We start from the raw sequence: 18090 nt of genomic DNA, 5'->3' as shown, positions 1-18090 counted from the left end.
GAATGGGGCTTGAATTTTTCATCTTGCCGAATTATCGTATTGCATTCCGCAAAACAAATTTCCTTCTGTGTCCAAAAATTTGGCAATGTATCCAACATACGGAATAGCTGTCTTCGGCATTAAAACTTGTCCGCCATTGCTTTTTACCTTTTCAATAGTTTCGTCAATGCTATTAACGCCAATAGTGCACTCTAAACCAATTATTTTTTCAGAAACAGGTGAATATTTCCTTGATTGCAAAGCTCCGATGAGTTCTCCGTTTTCAGTTTTGTTGGCTTTAATTTGCAAAAAGTCTGATTGTCCATAGGAGTTGAACCCCCAATCAAAAACCCCTTCATAGAATTTTTTCGCCCGTTCAATGTTGTCAATGTGAATGGCAAAATGTGTTAGTTTGTTAGTCATATTTTTAGTTTTATCCATGTTGAACGCGGTTTCATTAATGAGTTATTTTTTAGTTTCTTCAACATATTCAAGGATATCTGCAGGCTGACAATTCAGTGCCTTGCAAATAGCTTCTAAGGTGCTGAAGCGTATGGCTTTTGCTTTTCCCGTTTTTAAGATGGAAAGGTTGGAAAGTGTTAGTTCAACTTTTTCTGATAGCTCATTAAGCGACATTTTACGCTTCGCCATCATTACATCTAAGTTTACAATGATCGGCATGGCTTATACAGTTAATTCGTTTTCGTTTTGAATATCTACTCCTTTTTTGAAAATGGTTGCAATGATATAGGTTACAGCGCCCATTAGAATGAATGCCTGGCTATCTACCCAAAACTGATTGAGTTTGTCTATTTCGTAACCGTGATGAGCTAAACTTTTGACTGTTTGCCTTGCGACGTAACTTATTAGTCCAATTGAGAGTGTGTAGTAGCTGATTTGTAAAATTTTATTAGCTACAAAAGGGCTAAAAGGCTTCTTCAGATCTAATTTATGTACTAAAACTATTACAGCATAGAATAGCATAGCCTTCAGAACAGCGATGAATATGATAAAACTGTATGAACCCAAAAATGCCCATTTGTTTTGCTGGTACATGTTGCTCAAATCGAGCTTTTGGTAAAGATTGCCTACAAATTCAGGCTTGAACATGCTGAAAACAAAGTTTACAATCAGTCCGCCTGCTTCTATACACAAGCCGACAAAAATGACGCATGCTACTACGAGCAGAGCCTTGAATACGAAGTTGTTTACTGTTGGCATAATTTTAAATAGTAAGATTATGCCGTAAAGATAATAAAAATTTATTGATAAACAATAAATATAGGTTGATAAAGGTAAAATAGACATTTCCCATGCAAATAGCTTATCTTTTTTTTTGTAAACCGGAAAGTCAGGATTGCAACAGAGACAAAGGCAGGTCACAAATTGACAAAGGTGTTTATTTTGTCAAATTTTCTAACCCGTGAAAAAAAGGGAATTGAAAGCACACAACTCATTTAAAAAATAGTTTATCTGTTTCAAGCAAACAGATTTTTGTGGTAATTTAATCAATTCAAAAGGTGACACAGTCGCACTTAATACACGACCGTTGAATTCAACAGACAAACCTATTTACCTGACAAAAAATAATGTTCTATTATCTAGCGAGACAACTAAAAAAGCAACCGAAATTAAAAATGTATAAAGAACGTCCCTAAACAATTAAGTAAAAATGAAAATAAACAGTCATAGCATAAACGACACAAAAATTGCAGAAATCGTATCCGACACGATTGTCATAAAAACAAGTGAAGACGGATTAGACTTGTTAGGAAATTTATACTACCAAGACTTTGACAAAATTGTTATTCAAGAAAAAAATATAACGCCCGACTTTTTTGACTTGAAAAATGGAATGGCAGGCGAAATACTTCAAAAATTTTCAAACTATCGTGTTCGTTTGGCAATCGTTGGCGACTTCACACCATATTCAAGTAAAAGCATAAAAGACTTTATTTACGAAAGCAATAAAAAAGGACAAATTAACTTTGTGAACACAACGACAGAAGCGTTAAGATTGCTTTCAAATAACAAGTGACTAAAAACTGCTAACAGCGGTTTTCCGTCAGGCAGGCTGATGTGCTTCGCATGAAAGATTGTGCTAGATTTGAGCTTTCGGCTTCGTATCAAGGTTAGTGCTAAAAATCCCGTCCGAACGCCTAGCTCCTTCCGCAAATATTCTTTTGCCACAATCAGAAAACACATTTTATTTTCCAAATGAAGACGTGGGAGTAGAATTTACTAAAGACAAAAAGACCAACAAATTGACAATGAGTTTTTACGAAAATGGATTTTATATTTTTTTTTGACGCCTGGAAGACTTAGTAAGGAAATATGTTGGATAAGTGGCAGCAGCCAACAGGAAGTTTTCTGCTATGCAGGCTAACGACTGTATCCTGGTCGTCCCGTTCGCTTATCACCGGTAGTCAGGGCTGAAGGAATAAAGCCTAAAAGTAGCCTATAGCGGAAATATAATTTTAGCGGTCATGCTAAAAGTGACCACCCAAAAAAGCAAAATTCAATGAAACATTTTTCTGCAATATTATTAACAATATTATCAGCAGTGGTTTATGGACAGTCTGTTAATGACAGTCTGACCATTAAACTTGATGAATACTTTACAGCCTTGAAAAGCCTTAAAAATTTTAATGGAAATGTAATTGTTACAAAAAATAATGAGTTCTTATTAGACAATGTTTACAATATGCAGACAGGTAACGATAGTCTAACTGTAAGTAGAGAAAGTAAATTTATAATGGCATCTGTTTCAAAAATTTTTATAAAGGTTGCGATTTTAAGGTTGATTGATTTAAATAAGATAAAGATTACTGACAGTTTAAGTAAATATATTCCTGACTTCCCTGATGGAAATAAAATTACAATAGAGCAGCTGTTATATCATAAATCCGGTTTACCAAGAGAACTGAGTAACCATACACATTATGAAACTTTGTCACTAAAGAAAATAATAGAAATTGCAAAGACTGAAAAATTACAGTTTGAACCAGGTTCTCAATACTTGTACTCCAACATCGGATATTTTATTCTTCATTATATAATTGATGTCTCCTCAAAAAAGGGGTACAACCATTTTGTAAAAACACAGATTCTGGACAAAATGAATTTGCATAACACGGGGGAGTATAACTATACTGACCGCATTCAATATTTTGCGTATGGTTTTGACAAGGAAGATGGAAAAATAGTAGCTACATCGCAATCAAGCATAAGCAAATTTGAGACAGGTAACTATTATTCAACACTTGAAGACTTACACTCCTTCAGCAATCAAATAATATCAGGAAAGGTTTTAAAAAAGAAAACGGCCATCAAAATGTTTGAACCAGATAGTGTTTTGATACAGGCAGGAGGGAGGTCTGGTTACCGTGCATACTTTTATAAGAATTTAAAGACAGATATAACATTTATCTTTCTGTCGAATTACACAGACATTCCATTTCAAAATATAACAGAAGACGTCATCAAAATCCTAAATGGAGAGCCTTATTTAGTTCCACAAAAAATTGCAAGAAAGCAAATTACTCTTCCGGAAATTACTTTAAACAAGTATGTTGGCAAGTTTGAATTGGAGGTGGATACAAAGCAATTGTTTACTATAAAATTAAATAATGGAAAACTACTTTTTATTGACAATAGTGGTGAGGAAACAGAAATAGTACCAGAAGATGAGTTTACATTTTTTGATGACCCAAATTCACGAGAGAGTTATATTTTTTCATTAGATACTAAAACCAATAAATTTAACTTAATACTTTTGACAGAAGGCCTGAAATTAAAGTGTAAGAGAATTGAATAAAGCAGGAACCGCTAACACGGGTTTTGCGTTAGGCGGGGGGAATTATCGAACCAGGAGGTAGAGGAATTAAGTTTAATTTATAAGCTTAAGCCTTTGATTTGTCTCACAGTGACTCCTTTTTTATAATTCAAAAAAGAACCAGGTCATCAGTTTCAGTTTTCTCCCGAGGGATTGGCTGCCACTGCTTCAGCCTCCCGGTTCTTTCTTCCTTTGCAATCTGCGGTCAGCGATGGAACGTTTAACGGGTGCATATTTTGACTCGGGAAGTAACATCCATGTGGCCGTTTGTATAAATAATCGGTTCAAGAGCCGCCCTATCCGGCAATACCGAGCTTTTTCATTAGCTCATTTTTATAATTGGCACCAATTGGAATTTCGGTTTGACCTATTTCTACCATGTTGCCATTGATAGAAGAAATTTTGGATAAGTTCACAATGAATGAACGATGCACCCTGAAAAATCGATCAGCCGGCAACATGCTCTCGAACATTTTCAGGTGCATGCCGGCCAGTAATTTTTTATCGGTGGTAAATACAGTACTGAAATCTTTTTCCGCCTCTACATAACGTATCTGGTCGAAGTGAATGCGCACCAGCCGGCTGTCCTGTTTTATGAAGATATAATCCACTACCGGCGCCGCCTGTTGTGCAGGTTGGATAGTCAGTCTGTCCCGTACTTTTTGAATGGCCTGGTAAAAACGCTCGTAAGTGATAGGTTTAAGCAGGTAATCGACCGAGTTCAACTCAAAACCTTCCATCGCATAATTTTGATAAGCAGTGGTAAAAACTACCAGGGGTGGGTTGCGCAGTGAACGCAGAAAATCAGTACCGGTGATCACCGGCATTTGAATGTCAAGGAACATCAGGTCTACTTCGTGTTCATGCAAACCCCCATAGGCCTCAGATGCATTCATACAGCTTTTTACGAGCGATAATCCCGGTGTGGCAGTAATATGATTACGTAAGATATCCCGGGCAATGGGTTCATCATCTACGATCATGCATTTGATCTCATTCATGGCAATCAATATTTATCGATACGGACCAGGTGGTTGCGTTCCTGTTTACTTCATACCTGTATTTATCGGTGTAATACAATTCGAGTCTTTTTTTTAAATTGTTCAGTCCAATGCCACCTGCGTCTGTTGTCTGTCTTTGCAGATCGACCGAATTTTGTGCCGTAAAATAAATTTTTTTATCCATGATGCCAAGGTCAATGGTAATATGTGCATCTGGTTGATCCGCTGCATACTTGAAACTGTTTTCCACCACCGGCATGAACAGTAATGGAGGCATTAGCTTTACCGAACCATCGCTCGTGGGTGTGAACTGAACTTTGGTAAGGTTTAAGCGGATGGACTCCAGCGCCACATAATCTTTCAGCAATTGTATCTCTTTTTCTACCGGTACTTTCCCGCTGTTACTTTCGTACAATGAGTAACGCAAAAACTGCGACAACCGCGCTACCATACCCGCCGACTTTTCTTTTTCATCTTTCAATATCAAACCATAAATATTGTTCAGCGTATTGAACAGGAAATGCGGATTTACCTGTGAGCGAAGAAAATTAAATTCCAGTTGCAGGTTTTCTTTGGCCAATTGCATACTGCGAAACTGGTGGCGAAGGGCCTGCATGCCCAACTTGATACTCAGTGGAAGCGCTATGTTAAATAAGGTACCTATAAGAACACCCAAACTCATGACTTTTAAAAACCACCTGTTCAGAAGGTCCATTTGTAAAAAAGGACCATATCCGTTATTGGCATCCTTTATAATGGTCATACAGGCAGAACAGGGTTTGATGAGCAATTCTTCGGTAAGCGCATCGGTAAACGCATAGAAAATGACCAGTACGGCAGTGATGAGCACACCTGCTATCCACCGTCTTTTACTAAAAAAGCGTGGTAGTACCCAGTATACGAAAGGATAGTAAAACAGCATGATGCGTATTATGCCCGTTACGGTCAGCAGGGAAACAAGCGGTTCGGGAAAGTGATTGTAATTATTGAAGGAAATGCCGGTCAGGTACCTTGATATACAAAATAAAGCTGTCCAGAATCCAATATGCAAAAGTATGCGCAATGATTTGCGCGAATAAATGGTGTTGATGGTTTGTTCAATGTTCATGCCGCTAAATTGTGCAAATTAACCTGGTGACACTAATTTTTCCGATCAATCCATTCAGGTTTTCTACCAAGCCCCTTCATCCGGCAACGAAACATGTCTTATATCTGTTAGGTTGGTTTCGTTGCTCCATTCCCTCGCTTTATAGAAAATACCAGCCCGTTTATCGGTTCGGTTTTTATGGTCCTGAAAAAGACTGTTGTTTTGACTTATAAATTTTTACAATGAAAAAAACAATGCTGATAGCCTGCCTCGTCCTCCATTCCTGGTGTTCTGTTTTTGCGCAGAAAATGACCCAATCCCTCGACAGTTTAATAATGGCCAGTTATGAAGCCGCTGAATTTACCGGCAGCGTGCTGGTGTCTAAAGGGGGTAAGATAATAATAAAAAAGAACTATGGGGAAAATGATGACCATACCATTTTCAATATTGCCTCTATTACAAAATCTTTTACCGCGGCGTTGATCATGAAATTGCAGGAAGCCGGTAAATTGTCGGTGCAGGATAAGCTGGCAAAATATTATCCTGATTTTCCGCAAGCCAATACAATTACCATTCACCATCTGCTGACCCACACATCTGGTGTTTTCAATTATACCGATGATCCGGCCTTTTGGAAAATGGATCAAACAAAAGAACAGACGCTGACGCAAATGATCGCCTGTTTTAAAGACAAACCGTTGAATTTTGAATCAGGTTCCAGGTTTCAATACAGCAATTCGGGATATACGCTGCTGGGATATATCATTGAACAGGTAACCGGTACTACTTATAGCAAAGCCCTGGAGCAATATATTTTTAAACCGCTGGGTATGCATTATTCCAGTTATGGCCCGCCTGCCGATACCAGCCACCTGGCAATCGGTTATATGATGTATTACAGGAATTTCAAAAATCCAGCGCCCGCCGTACATCCTTCTATCTCTTATGCCACGGGTGCTATATACAGCACAACAGAAGACCTTTACAAATGGCATAGGGCGTTACAAAAAGGGAAATTTTTATCAAAACGATCATTGGCAGCGATATTTACCAAAGATAAAGGTCCCTATGGTTATGGCTGGTTTATCGATTCTATGTATGGCAAACAACGGATATTGCACGATGGAAAAATTCCCGGTTATAAGAATATCCTTATCCGTTTTCCACAGGATGATATATGCATCATTGCTTTAAGCAATGCCAATAGCAGTAGCGGTGACATGATTGGTAACATCATGAGTATCCTGTACCATCAACCCCTGGCCAGGTCATTTGGCAACCTGCCGGTCATCAATATGCCGGATAGTATGAAGAAAGAATTTACGGGCATCTATAAATTCAGGAAAGAAGACAGCACACAGGTGCTGGTGCGCTTACAGGAAAGCCATTTGTACCTACAGATCCCGGGGAAAGAGGAACAGCGACTGCAACCTGTAAAGCGAAATGTGTTCCGGGCAGGGAATGCCCGCATTGAATTTATGCGTAATGACAAAGGGGCCATTTGGCAAATGCTGGTATTCATTCGGGGGGAGATCATGGGGGTCGTTAAAATATAATAATGTGTACGTTAATTGTACTTCTTTGAAAATTATCGAACCAGAGATGGAGGATTTGATATTAATTTTTTTCCTTAAACCTTTAATATTCAAAACGGATTGAATGTGATAATTTCAGCTAACTGACGAGTAATTCCGTCGATACTGATGTGATTTAACGCTATACCCGGTGGCTCCAGATCAAAAGCATGCACCAACTGCAAATCACTTACTTGATAATTTAGTTAGGTTACCAAGATTGTGAATCAATTGCATTAGATTAGTGTCCGGTAATTTTAAAATCTTTTTAAATGTTGAAAAATTATTTCAAAACGTCATGGCGTAATTTGAAAGCCAACAAATTTTACAGTATCCTGAACATAGGCGGCCTGGCTGTAGGCTTGGCTACAGGATTTATGTTGCTACTTTGGGTGCAGAATGAACTCAGCTACGATAAATATAACCATCTGTATAAAAATATTTACCAGGTAAATTCGCACATTACGTTAGAAGAAAAATCACTTGCCTGGCAAGGGGCACCCGCACCATTATCTATAATGGCAAAACAAATTCCGGATGTAATTTCTGTTTTAAGATTAGTAAGTGATGATGAAAATCCAACACTGTCTGATAAAGTATTGTCCAATATCGATCTTACAAAAGTATTCGACAATAACAATATTCTTTATGCCGACAGTAATTTTATAAGCTTCTTCAACTACAAATTGTTGCATGGCAACCTTAATACCTTTTTGCCGAATGCGCATTCTGTTGCACTTACAGAATCAACAGCCAAAAAATTATTTGGTACAGATGACGCCGTTGGCAAAATTGTGCGGTTTGATAAAAACAGTTTCACGGTAACAGCCGTTTTGCACGACTTCCCTCATAATTCTTCTCTGCAATACGACGCTATTTTTCCGGTAGATTATTATGCTCAGCAATTCACTGCTCATGGCGGCAATCATGGTTGGAAAACAATTGATGAAGATGTAAACGATTATAGTTTCAGAACATTTCTTCTGATAAATCCAAATGCTAATATTCCGGGTATTGAAACAAAACTTACACATTTATTTAATGCAACAGACAATGGTCAGGCTGCGACAACTTTTCAATTGCAGAACTTAGGAGACCTTCATCTTACAGGAATTGATGGCGACAATTCTGCATTAAAAATGGTAAGAATAATGTTGCTTGTTGCAATATTAATATTGATCATAGCAAGTATTAACTATGTAAACCTTTCTACGGCTCGTGCACTTGTAAGAAGTAAAGAAGTAAGTATAAAAAAAATCATTGGAGCAAAAAGAAGGCAATTGTTTTTGCAATTCATTACTGAGACAGTATTGACATTCGGGTTTGCTGTTTTTATTGCAATTGTTTTAATCACTTTATTGAAGCCGCTGTATGTTAGAATTACAGGCGAACAATTAGTTCTTTCCCTCTCCAGTTTTTCTATGTTAAAAATATTGTTTTTCGCACTTTTAGGAACAATACTAATTTCAGGCATTTATCCCGCACTGTTATTATCATCTTTCAACCCCTTAGGCGCCATACGCGATAAAAGTTTTTTGGGTATTAAAACGTCTTCATTTAGAAAATCATTAGTCGTTCTTCAATTTGTAATCTCGTTCATATTGTTAGTTAGTACAATTGTAATGGGAAAACAAATGGCATATATAATAAATAAAGATTTGGGTTACGATAAGAACTATGTTTTTACGGTTTCATTTCCCAAAGAAGCGGCGAAAAGTGCTGACGCTATAGAAAATGAATTGCAATTGCAAAAGAGCATATTAAATGTTTCGTTTAGCAGCGCGGCAGACATTACAAATGTAACAGAGATTTCAGGAGATATTATTTGGGATGGAAAAACAGATGATGTTCCGTTTATAGTTTGGCGTGTACAGGCTGATAAAAATTTTATACCTACGATGAAGTACCAGCTTATTGCAGGAACAAATTTTACGGGAACGTCTTCTAATGATAATAAATATATTTTGAATGAAACGGCAGTAAAAGCTATGGGTTTAAAACCTCCCTATGTCGGCACAAAAATTGGCTACGGGAAAGCCGATGGAGAAATAGTAGGTGTAATAAAAGATTTTAATTTTAAATCGTTGAAAGATCCTATTGCACCTTTATTAATAAGAACGACTGGATTAAAGAACACTTTATATGTACGAACAACTGGAGCAGGTGCTCAGGCATCCATCAAAGCCGTAGAACAGCAGTATAAAAAATATGCAAACAACGCACCTTTCTCTTATAATTTTCTTGATAAGACATTTGAATCGCATTACCAATCCCAACAGCGTGCAGGCACTTTGTTTACAACTTTTGCAGCCATCGCCATTTTTATTTCCTGCCTGGGTTTATTTGGATTAGCCACTTATACAGCACAGGTAAAGACCAAGGAAATCGGTATCAGAAAAGTGCTGGGTGCAAGTGTCGGCAGCGTTGTACAATTGATCAGTAAAGATTTTTTGAAATTGGTAATTGTGGCAACTGTAATCGCAACGCCACTGGCTTACTGGGCAATGAATAAATGGCTGCAGGATTTTGCCTATCGAACCAGCATTAGCTGGTGGATTTTTGCTGCATGTGGATTTGCCATGTTGTTGATTGCAATTGTTACATTAAGCACTCAAACAGTAAAAGCAGCACTTGCAAATCCTGTAAAGAGTTTGAGAACGGAATAATTAGGAGAAAAACTGCCACCACATTGGGTTTTCTGCTATGCCCGGCGTCAGGATAAATGAAAAATTACTCTAAACTAAAAAGGCCTCAAGTCTAATGACTTAAAGCCTTTTCTTTTTTCGTGCCCAGAACAGGAATCGAACCTGCACTACCTTGCGATAACCAGATTTTGAGTCTAGCGCGTCTACCAGTTCCGCCATCTGGGCAATTATTTCAAAGTGTCTTACATTCAAGGACTTATGACCGATGTACCTCAAAATGGGAGGCAATATTACGACAATGAATATTCCTGTCCAAAATGTAGCCCCCTTTTTTTAAGATAATGTCCGTTTTACTTACAGCAACTCTTTTTCGGCAATAATACCTTGCGGATAATATTCCACCATTTGCGCCACATCAGTACCTGGTTTCCGGTGATCATCCGTCAAAAGTACGCCATAAACAATCAAATAAATTGCCCGTAATCTTCTATAAACTGTTCCTGCTGCGTGTTGATGTTATGCAGAAAGATCCGGTGAACCCCCAACCTTTTATAGCCTTCAACAAACTCATGCAATGCCCTGATATCGGTAAAGATGGTGATCTTCTCCGCCACATCCTGCACGGTTATATGTTTAGTGGCGGCCTCAAATTGCTGAGGCGTAGCCAGGTTGGCCAACTGTTCAGCCGGCAGCATATTCGTCTTCCATTGCTCCCAGGCGCCTTCCAGCGCTTCCTTTTTCGACCGGCTGTAAGAGAATCCCAATTGTATATAAACGGGTTTGGCAACGCCTGCCTGTTCATGAAATACCTCCATCTTTCTTTTAGTAACTGCTACCGCATCGGCGGTTGTGAGCAAACCATCGGCCCAGGTTCCAGCCCAGGCAGCCGTTTTTTCGGAGATGGCTGCGCAAAATACGGGCGGCGGTTGCTGCGGCAGCGTATACAACCGGATGGGCGGCGTTTTCACTTCCCCTTGTAAAGAAACAGCTTGTCCGTGCAACAGGTTGCGGATGATACGGGCGCATTGCAACAGGCGTTCATTGCGCTCCTCTTTTGGCGGCCATTCCGTAGCGGTGATCATTTCGTTGATGGCCTCGCCGCTGCCCAATTCTGCATGGAACCGGCCGGGAAACATTTCGGCCAACGTAGAAATTGCCTGGGCAACAATGGCGGGATGATACCGGTACCCGGGCGTGCATACCACACTAACAGGCAGCGTAGTTGCCTGCAAGGCCGCTCCCAGCCAGCTAAATGAAAAACCGCTTTCTCCCTGCCGTATGCCCCAGGGTTGAAAGTGGTCGGAAGAATGAATGCAATCAAAACCCGCCTGCTCCGCCATTTGTGCCAATCGTAACAAATGCGAGGGCGCAAACTGTTCGTGTGATGCATGATAACCGATCAGTGTCATAGAATATCATGGCAAATGTGATGCCTCGTTGCCAACGACAGAAATGGCAGCGAAGCTATAATTAAAGCATTTTCTTCAACATAAGCCCGGCCCCTTCATGTACTTGACGTATATCATGACCTGCTATGGCCGGAATCATGGGTTCTGGCATTATTTATAAATAGATTTACTAAAGAGTATGAAAGGGATTTTAATTGCAATAGATCCGGTATTTATTGCTCACCATAAATAGTTTGATCATGAAAAAGATAATTGCTGTATTCGACGGTTTAAAGTATTCCGAAAGCGCTGCCAATTATGCTGTTTATATGGCAAAAAGAACCGGCTCGCATCTTGTGGGTGTTTTTTTGGATGATTTTACTTATCATAGCTATAAAGTATACGAACTGGTAAATGAAAGAGGCTTTATTAACGAAGATAAACAGGCGACTTTGGATAAACAGGATGAAGAAATGCGTGCAGAAGCAGCCGGTAAATTTAGCAAACTGTGCCAGGCCGCTGCATTAAATTATTCGGTGCATCACGACCGGAATATTGCCATACATGAGCTGTTGCATGAAAGCGTTTTTGCCGATCTGCTGGTAATTGAAAACAAAGAAACCTTTACTCATTACGAAGAAAGAATACCCACCCGCTTCGTTCGTGATCTGTTGAGTGAAGTACAATGCCCTGTACTGGTTGTGCCAAAAAGGTTTAATCATTTCGATAAAGCCGTTTTATTATATGATGGCGAACCGGCTTCGGTATATGCCATCAAAACATTCTGTTACATTTTTTCGGAATTTAATGACCTGCAGGTTGAAGTTTTTTCGGTTAAAGACATAAAGGATTCTTTGCATGTGCCTGATAACCGGCTTATGAAGGAGTTCATGAAACGGCACTTTCCGCAAGCGGAATTTACCGTCGTGAAAGGAGATGCCGCAAATGAGATTCTCGATCAGCTAAAAGGCAGGGAAAAGAATTTCCTGGTTGTTTTGGGCGCTTACAACAGGGGCATGGTTTCGCGCTGGTTCAAGCCCAGTATGGCAGATATACTGATGGAAGAGTTAAATAAACCATTGTTCATTGCGCATCATACATAGGCATCACATCTCTTCCGGATTGGCCGTTATAATACCAGTTTCTTTTTTCTCTGGTTTTCTTACGATCACGCATTCTGTGGTTATAAACATGCCTGCTACAGATGCCGCAAATTCCAGTGCCAGCCGGGTAACTTTAACCGGATCAATAATACCGGTTTCAAGCAATTGTTCAAACTTTTCCGATTTTGCATTGTATCCAAAATCATGCTCACCCGATTTCACTTTCTGCACGATCTCTGAAGGCTCCCCGCCAGCATTTATTATTATTCTTTTTAATGGTTCTTCCAGCGCCTTTCGAAGTATTTCCACTCCCGTGCGCTCATCATCGTTGGTACATTCCACTTTGTCAAGTTCAGGCTGGCAACGCAGGAACGCCACCCCGCCTCCGGGAACAATGCCTTCTTCCATTGCAGCGCGGGTAGCATTTAATGCGTCATCTACAATATCTTTTTTTATGTTCAGCTCAATTTCTGAAGAAGCGCCTACATAAACAATGGCAACACCGCCTGCCAGTTTGGCCAGCCGTTCATGCAGCTTTTCTTTATCATACTCGGAAGTAGTTGTTTTTAACTGTTCTTTTATTTGCGCTATCGCGGCATCGATATTTTTTTTGTCACCGGCGCCGCCCACTATGGTGGTCTTGTCTTTCGTTACAATTACTTTATCGCATCTGCCAAGATGCGTGATTTCGGCATTTTCCAGTTTTAATCCTTTTTCTTCTGCGATTACCGTGCCATGGGTGAGCACCGCAATATCTTCCAGCATCTCTTTACGCCGGTCGCCAAATCCCGGCGCTTTTACCGCCGCTACTTTCAGAATGCCCCGGAGTTTGTTTACAACCAGAACGGCCAGGGCTTCTCCTTCCACTTCTTCGGCTATGATCAACAACGGTTCACTTGTTTGGGTGATCTTATCCAGCAGGGGCAGCATTTCCTTCATGCCCGCGATCTTTTTATCATAAATGAGAATATAGGGATTGTCAAATACCACATTCATTTTTTCAGAATTGGTAATGAAATAGGGCGACAGATAGCCGCGGTCGAATTGCATTCCTTCCACTACTTCAACATAGGTCTCGAATCCCTTTGCTTCTTCAATGGTTATTACTCCTTCCTTACCGGCTTTACGCATGGCTTCAGCGATCAGTTTGCCGGTTTCGGGATCATTGCCTGCGCTAATGGTGGCAACCTGTTCAATACGGGTACTATCGGTACTCACTGTAACAGCCATTTGTTTCAATTTAGCTGTTACTGCTTTCACTCCTTTATCGATACCTTTTTTCATTTCCATGGCATTGATGCCGGCTTCTACTTTTTTTAATCCGATTTCGACCATGGTTTGGGCCAGCAGCGTAGCCGTTGTGGTGCCATCGCCAGCGGCTTCGGCAATTCGTATGGCGGCATCCCTGATCATTTTAACGCCCATGTTCTCAATGGGGTCTTCCAGTTCAATTTGTTTGGCAACCGTTACCCCGTCGCACGACATTTGAGGCGTCCCATCCATTTTCTCAAACACTACATTTTTGCCACGTGGTCCTAATGTTATGATCACCGCTTTGGCAAGCCGGTCAACACCCGTTTTTAATTTTTTACGGGCGTCCAGTTCATATTCAATCTGTTTGGCCATATATAATCGTTTAAAGCACCAATGAATTAATTGATGACAATCGTTGACAATTTACTTATATGCACTCCCTGTTTGAATGACGGCCATCAAACATCCATACGATTATTGTCAGTTTGTGGTAACTTTTAAAGTAAATAAAGAGCAAAGCTGCTGCCTTTGTTTTCATACGGCCCATTTACCCTTTAGCTGCCAGGAAAGCAGTACGATGAGCAGGCTGCAGATCAAATAGGTATGATATAACCAGGGTATTGCCTGTAAAACAACTGAATGAATCACAACCCATGCGATCATCGCCATACCCCCCATTATTGACCAGGAATATTGCGTTCTCCTTCTTTTCATTGTATTGGCAAGCGCTACCAGGTTTATGCTGCCGGTTATGATAAATAAAATACCAGGCACTATAAATATTTGTGAGAAAGCCGGTTGGAAAAAATCTACCGGAAAATTATATGCCCTCAATACCGGGTATGCTATCAACAACATACCAATGAGCGTTGCGGTAATTCCAACAAAGGCAATCAGTATAATAAGCAGTGTACGCATAAAAAAGTATTTGATATGCAATATGTATTCAAAAATAAACACATTTACAGGCCGCTATCAATGATGCGTATCATGGTATACGTACTGGCTGAACAGTGTGTGTGAAAGCCATGTGTATCCGGTAAAGGGAACGGTTCAATGCCGGGTGATCAATGCCAGCCTTCCGAATTCTTCCAGAGAATCGTTATCCATTATTATCACTTCACCATTCTTTTCCAGCACCGCTTCAATAAGCCTGTTAACCACACCGGGCTCAAGGTGGTGCGGTTGTTTCGGCGGATGCAAATGCATTTCATAATCGTTATTGTTGCCGATATATCCCGCAACTGAAAGATCTTTTTCAACCAATAGTTTATACCCCCTTCCTTCCTGTACTGCTTTCCAGATATTTTCTATGCCTGTTAGTCCAAGGCCTTCGCCGATTTTTTCTTTAAAATCGCGCACCAGATTTGTTTTTTTGTTATCGAGGAACAGCTTCACGGCTTTCCACGTTAGATCGCCCAGCTCTGTATTATTGAATGTCATATAATTGCCAGGAATATTGCACGCTATGTTCTGTAAATGACCGGTCACCTGGCTGAAATACGCCAGGTCTTTATTTTCTCCTGTAACTATTAAGGGAACGCCACGGTTCAGATAGCTTTTCAGCAGATCATCCGTTTCCCTAAAAAAGCTTTTAAGCCGGATCTCTTCAGATATCGATTTATCTTTTTCAAACTCCTTTACAAAGCTGTGTCCCACATAAGAGCTTCCCCGGCTTGGGCGGTTGTATTCGTAGTCGGCTTCATTTTTTTTCGGAAAATGGGAGTCGGTGATCTCCGTAACTACATTTAACCGGGCGTTGAACAGCCTCGCTTCTTTTTGGCTTACCATCAAAATAACATAGGGGATATCAAAATACGTTTCATACAAAACGTCCCTGATATCAAATGATCTACTGATTGTTATCCTTTCCTGTACGGGAAAGAAAAAGTGAATGAGCCATTTAACATTTTGCGAAACAAACATTCCAATACCTGCTGTATTGTGCATGAAATCAATTTGTTCATACAATTCGTCAATTGCCTGTACCAGCGTACTGATGGCTACCTGATCGTAATTGTTCTTTAACTGTAATTTTACCTGTTGAATGGCCTTTTCCATTTGTACCGGATCTGTTCTTCTGCCGGGTGATAGCCGGTGGGTAGGCATAATGATGGAAACGCAAATGTCGTTTTTTTCATTTCTCAGCGCCCTGAGGTTGTCGGTGACGATATGCTTGTTCATATTATTTGATTTCTGTAGTGGTTAGAAATTTTTAATAACCAATTTCTTGGAAACAGTTGCTGCTTCAAAGCTACCAGTCTGCAGGGCTTATTTCAATGATAACTGTCATTGCAGGTTATGATCCTGAACAAATTTGACGATGCTGATGAACTGATTCAATGGAAGGTTACATACCGCTGGTTAAAATCACCTCCCAGTATGACGGCTATCATTTTTCACTTTATATACTGCTGGTATATTCGAATATTATATCTGTTTATTATCAATTCAATTTTAGTAAACTAAAAATCTTCATTATGAAAAGTGATATTCAGATCCAGCAGGATGTAATGGATCAACTTAAATGGGAACCTGATTTGAATGCTGCAGAAATAGGCGTTGCGGTTAAGAACGGGATTGTTACGCTTTCAGGAATTGTAGATACTTATTCAAAGAAGATCGCCGCCGAATATGCCGCAAAAAAAATAGCCGGGGTTAGGGCTGTTGCTGAAGATATTCAGGTTGGTATGTCGCCTACTTATCGAAAAACGGATGCTGAAATTGCTGATGCGGTCCTGTTCGCATTGAGATGGAACACCAGTATACCCGATCAAAAAATTAAGGTAAAGATCGAGGATGGTATAGTTTCGCTCGAGGGTGAATTGGAGTGGGAATATCAACGGAATGAGGCCAGGCAGGCCGTTGAAAAGCTGGCCGGTGTACGCAGGATAAATAATTTTATTTCAATAAAGCCTTCTGTAAAGCCGGTTAATGTAAAAGAACAGATCACGGCCGCATTGATCAGGTCTGCCACCATTGAATCAGAAAAGATCGCTGTAGATACTGATGGCGGCAAAGTTGTTTTACGTGGCAGGGTTCGGTCAATAGCCGAAAGGGAGGATGCTGAAAACGCTGCCTGGGCAGCCCCGGGCGTTACCAGTGTTGTGAATGATCTTGTAGTGGAACAAGAAGAATTTGCCTTTTAGCAATACAGGCTGGGTGAAACAGCTTTACAGGGTGGGTTGTATTAACTGTCATTTTTTCACGGAATTGTGTAGCTGCCATTTTCCCGGAATCACTTTATTCGGGCCGGATCTTGATGTTGAAAAATATTTTGCCTTTCCTGGTGTTTATTTATAGAACCGGTTCTTATACCTTACCCTTTTCGTGTTCGTCAATGCCTTTTGCCCAAAGTAAATATTCTGGATAAATTGAATCCAAAACGGATGCTTCCTTTGCCCCAATTGCTGGTGGTATTTGTAATGAACGATTTTTCGTTCATGCCGGTAGCATTGGTGAACAGCAATTGAAATACATGTCCGCCGGTTTCAATATCGAATCCCAGGGAAAATGGGTCCTTGTATTTATTTTTATCGAGTCCTTTAGCTATATAATGGTAATCGGCCACCAGGGCCATTCGTTTAGACAGTTTCAGCCGGGCGCCAATACCAAGCGCGTATATATCGTTCTCCTCGCTTGCCAGGTCTGCCAGGTTGCGGTGTACAAATACAGGTGATAATTGCAGGCTGAAACGTTCGCTGAATTTGCGGCCGATAATGATCTCATTGTAGAAGGCCAGGCGGTTACTGAAGTAATTTATTTTTGTTGTGTCTGTCATGGGTTGTGTTTGTGCAGTCATTCCTGTAACCAAAACAATAGAAACCGGAAAGGAACCGGGGCCGGTCGATTGCCATACGGGCCTGAATTTGATAAAACCGTCCAGCTCTTTTCCAACATTACTACGGCCTGCCCCAATGGTGAGATTTTTGAGTAACCCATAATCAAATCCCAATCTCATGTTCGCCTGGTCAAGGCCAAACAGGTTATTCGGTCCTGAATTGATTTCTCCAAACCGGTGCAGGATGCGAATATCAAGCTCTCCTTTTCCAATGAATTCCATGGAATGCCCGTTTAACACCCGGGAAGATTTAAAGGCATTGGTAACATGCTCTTTTTGGGGGGCGTTATTATCTACCAGGGAAAGCAGGTCCTGTGCCGGTGAACTGAAATAAATTCCGGTATAGCAAATCGCAATTATTATTTTTTTCATGTGTGCGCCAC

16 protein-coding genes and 1 tRNA gene are annotated in these 18090 nt (G+C 40.2%); 6 read left to right on the top strand and 11 right to left on the bottom strand.

Annotated elements, in window-relative coordinates; all coding sequences use genetic code 11:
• Window positions 1–18: 18 nt before the first annotated feature.
• Genes FAM09_RS13885 through FAM09_RS13875 form a run of 3 tightly spaced genes read right to left on the bottom strand, consistent with a single transcriptional unit; the run spans window position 19 to window position 1200 of the window.
• Window positions 19–420 carry a VOC family protein gene (locus FAM09_RS13885; RefSeq protein WP_136577718.1) on the bottom strand — a complete coding sequence of 134 codons (402 nt, stop codon included), beginning with the start codon at window positions 418–420 and terminating at the stop codon, window positions 19–21.
• 24 nt (window positions 421–444) lie between these two features.
• Complete coding sequence (locus FAM09_RS13880) at window positions 445–633, bottom strand: helix-turn-helix domain-containing protein (RefSeq protein ID WP_243751670.1); 189 nt, start codon at window positions 631–633, stop codon at window positions 445–447.
• Between the two features lie 30 nt (window positions 634–663).
• On the bottom strand, window positions 664–1200 hold the full coding sequence (locus FAM09_RS13875; protein WP_136577716.1) for a DUF2975 domain-containing protein: 537 nt from the start codon (window positions 1198–1200) through the stop codon (window positions 664–666).
• Window positions 1201–1651: 451 nt separating this feature from the next.
• Between FAM09_RS13875 and FAM09_RS13870 the strand changes: the two genes are divergently transcribed.
• A complete protein-coding gene (locus FAM09_RS13870; protein ID WP_136577715.1) occupies window positions 1652–2017 on the top strand; it encodes a DUF4180 domain-containing protein in 366 nt (121 codons plus the stop codon).
• 483 nt (window positions 2018–2500) lie between these two features.
• Window positions 2501–3796 (top strand): serine hydrolase domain-containing protein, encoded by a 1296-nt coding sequence (locus FAM09_RS13865; protein WP_136577714.1) that lies wholly within the window; start codon window positions 2501–2503, stop codon window positions 3794–3796.
• Between the two features lie 314 nt (window positions 3797–4110).
• Here FAM09_RS13865 and FAM09_RS13860 read toward each other — a convergent pair whose 3' ends face one another.
• Both FAM09_RS13860 and FAM09_RS13855 read right to left on the bottom strand, forming a co-directional pair.
• Window positions 4111–4815: a LytR/AlgR family response regulator transcription factor gene (locus tag FAM09_RS13860; protein WP_136577713.1), complete on the bottom strand. Its 705-nt coding sequence runs from the start codon at window positions 4813–4815 to the stop codon at window positions 4111–4113.
• Window positions 4808–5923, bottom strand: coding sequence for a sensor histidine kinase (locus FAM09_RS13855; RefSeq protein ID WP_136577712.1), 1116 nt, complete (start codon window positions 5921–5923; stop codon window positions 4808–4810). Before FAM09_RS13855 ends, FAM09_RS13860 begins: the two co-directional genes overlap by 8 nt.
• A gap of 221 nt (window positions 5924–6144) precedes the next feature.
• Here FAM09_RS13855 and FAM09_RS13850 point away from each other — a divergent pair, with 221 nt between their 5' ends.
• Entirely contained in the window at window positions 6145–7458 is a 1314-nt protein-coding gene (locus FAM09_RS13850) for a serine hydrolase domain-containing protein (protein ID WP_136577711.1), read from the top strand.
• Between the two features lie 290 nt (window positions 7459–7748).
• Window positions 7749–10142 (top strand): ABC transporter permease, encoded by a 2394-nt coding sequence (locus tag FAM09_RS13845; RefSeq protein ID WP_136577710.1) that lies wholly within the window; start codon window positions 7749–7751, stop codon window positions 10140–10142.
• Between the two features lie 120 nt (window positions 10143–10262).
• On the opposite strand, the gene FAM09_RS13840 is transcribed toward FAM09_RS13845, so the two are convergent.
• Window positions 10263–10346, bottom strand: a tRNA-Leu gene (locus FAM09_RS13840).
• Between the two features lie 239 nt (window positions 10347–10585).
• Window positions 10586–11530 carry a TIGR03885 family FMN-dependent LLM class oxidoreductase gene (locus FAM09_RS13835; protein WP_136577709.1) on the bottom strand — a complete coding sequence of 315 codons (945 nt, stop codon included), beginning with the start codon at window positions 11528–11530 and terminating at the stop codon, window positions 10586–10588.
• A 239-nt stretch (window positions 11531–11769) separates the two neighbouring features.
• Between FAM09_RS13835 and FAM09_RS13830 the strand changes: the two genes are divergently transcribed.
• A complete protein-coding gene (locus tag FAM09_RS13830; RefSeq protein ID WP_136577708.1) occupies window positions 11770–12612 on the top strand; it encodes a universal stress protein in 843 nt (280 codons plus the stop codon).
• A 3-nt stretch (window positions 12613–12615) separates the two neighbouring features.
• Here the strand turns inward: FAM09_RS13830 and groL are convergent, their stop codons facing one another.
• From groL to FAM09_RS13815, 3 genes are all read right to left on the bottom strand, one after another.
• Window positions 12616–14238 (bottom strand): chaperonin GroEL, encoded by a 1623-nt coding sequence (gene groL, locus FAM09_RS13825; protein WP_136577707.1) that lies wholly within the window; start codon window positions 14236–14238, stop codon window positions 12616–12618.
• Window positions 14239–14400: 162 nt separating this feature from the next.
• Complete coding sequence (locus FAM09_RS13820) at window positions 14401–14784, bottom strand: hypothetical protein (RefSeq protein WP_136577706.1); 384 nt, start codon at window positions 14782–14784, stop codon at window positions 14401–14403.
• A gap of 135 nt (window positions 14785–14919) precedes the next feature.
• The gene (locus FAM09_RS13815) at window positions 14920–16050 is read right to left on the bottom strand and encodes a baeRF3 domain-containing protein (protein ID WP_136577705.1); all 1131 of its coding nucleotides are present in this window, start codon (window positions 16048–16050) and stop codon (window positions 14920–14922) included.
• Between the two features lie 296 nt (window positions 16051–16346).
• On the opposite strand from FAM09_RS13815, the gene FAM09_RS13810 reads away from it, so the two are divergent.
• Complete coding sequence (locus tag FAM09_RS13810) at window positions 16347–17015, top strand: BON domain-containing protein (RefSeq protein ID WP_136577704.1); 669 nt, start codon at window positions 16347–16349, stop codon at window positions 17013–17015.
• A gap of 188 nt (window positions 17016–17203) precedes the next feature.
• Here the strand turns inward: FAM09_RS13810 and FAM09_RS13805 are convergent, their stop codons facing one another.
• A complete protein-coding gene (locus FAM09_RS13805; protein WP_136577703.1) occupies window positions 17204–18079 on the bottom strand; it encodes a DUF5777 family beta-barrel protein in 876 nt (291 codons plus the stop codon).
• Window positions 18080–18090: the final 11 nt, after the last annotated feature.

The sequence above is a fragment of the Niastella caeni genome (genome assembly GCF_004834005.1).
GTDB classification, from domain to species: domain Bacteria; phylum Bacteroidota; class Bacteroidia; order Chitinophagales; family Chitinophagaceae; genus Niastella; species Niastella caeni.
The sequence above is the reverse complement of the archived record's forward strand: the minus strand, read 5'-3'. Positions and strand labels throughout refer to the sequence as shown.

Excerpts from the sequence above, each read along its gene's own strand:
- FAM09_RS13875 (WP_136577716.1), bottom strand. The coding sequence starts at position 1,200 with ATGCCAACAGTAAACAACTTCGTATTCAAGGCTCTGCTCGTAGTAGCA.
- FAM09_RS13860 (WP_136577713.1), bottom strand. The coding sequence starts at position 4,815 with ATGAATGAGATCAAATGCATGATCGTAGATGATGAACCCATTGCCCGG.
- groL (WP_136577707.1), bottom strand. The coding sequence starts at position 14,238 with ATGGCCAAACAGATTGAATATGAACTGGACGCCCGTAAAAAATTAAAA.
- FAM09_RS13830 (WP_136577708.1), top strand. The coding sequence starts at position 11,770 with ATGAAAAAGATAATTGCTGTATTCGACGGTTTAAAGTATTCCGAAAGC.
- FAM09_RS13885 (WP_136577718.1), bottom strand. The coding sequence starts at position 420 with ATGGATAAAACTAAAAATATGACTAACAAACTAACACATTTTGCCATT.
- FAM09_RS13865 (WP_136577714.1), top strand. The coding sequence starts at position 2,501 with ATGAAACATTTTTCTGCAATATTATTAACAATATTATCAGCAGTGGTT.
- FAM09_RS13835 (WP_136577709.1), bottom strand. The coding sequence starts at position 11,530 with ATGACACTGATCGGTTATCATGCATCACACGAACAGTTTGCGCCCTCG.
- FAM09_RS13850 (WP_136577711.1), top strand. The coding sequence starts at position 6,145 with ATGAAAAAAACAATGCTGATAGCCTGCCTCGTCCTCCATTCCTGGTGT.
- FAM09_RS13810 (WP_136577704.1), top strand. The coding sequence starts at position 16,347 with ATGAAAAGTGATATTCAGATCCAGCAGGATGTAATGGATCAACTTAAA.
- FAM09_RS13870 (WP_136577715.1), top strand. The coding sequence starts at position 1,652 with ATGAAAATAAACAGTCATAGCATAAACGACACAAAAATTGCAGAAATC.
- FAM09_RS13855 (WP_136577712.1), bottom strand. The coding sequence starts at position 5,923 with ATGAACATTGAACAAACCATCAACACCATTTATTCGCGCAAATCATTG.
- FAM09_RS13880 (WP_243751670.1), bottom strand. The coding sequence starts at position 633 with ATGATGGCGAAGCGTAAAATGTCGCTTAATGAGCTATCAGAAAAAGTT.
- FAM09_RS13845 (WP_136577710.1), top strand. The coding sequence starts at position 7,749 with ATGTTGAAAAATTATTTCAAAACGTCATGGCGTAATTTGAAAGCCAAC.
- FAM09_RS13805 (WP_136577703.1), bottom strand. The coding sequence starts at position 18,079 with ATGAAAAAAATAATAATTGCGATTTGCTATACCGGAATTTATTTCAGT.
- FAM09_RS13820 (WP_136577706.1), bottom strand. The coding sequence starts at position 14,784 with ATGCGTACACTGCTTATTATACTGATTGCCTTTGTTGGAATTACCGCA.
- FAM09_RS13815 (WP_136577705.1), bottom strand. The coding sequence starts at position 16,050 with ATGAACAAGCATATCGTCACCGACAACCTCAGGGCGCTGAGAAATGAA.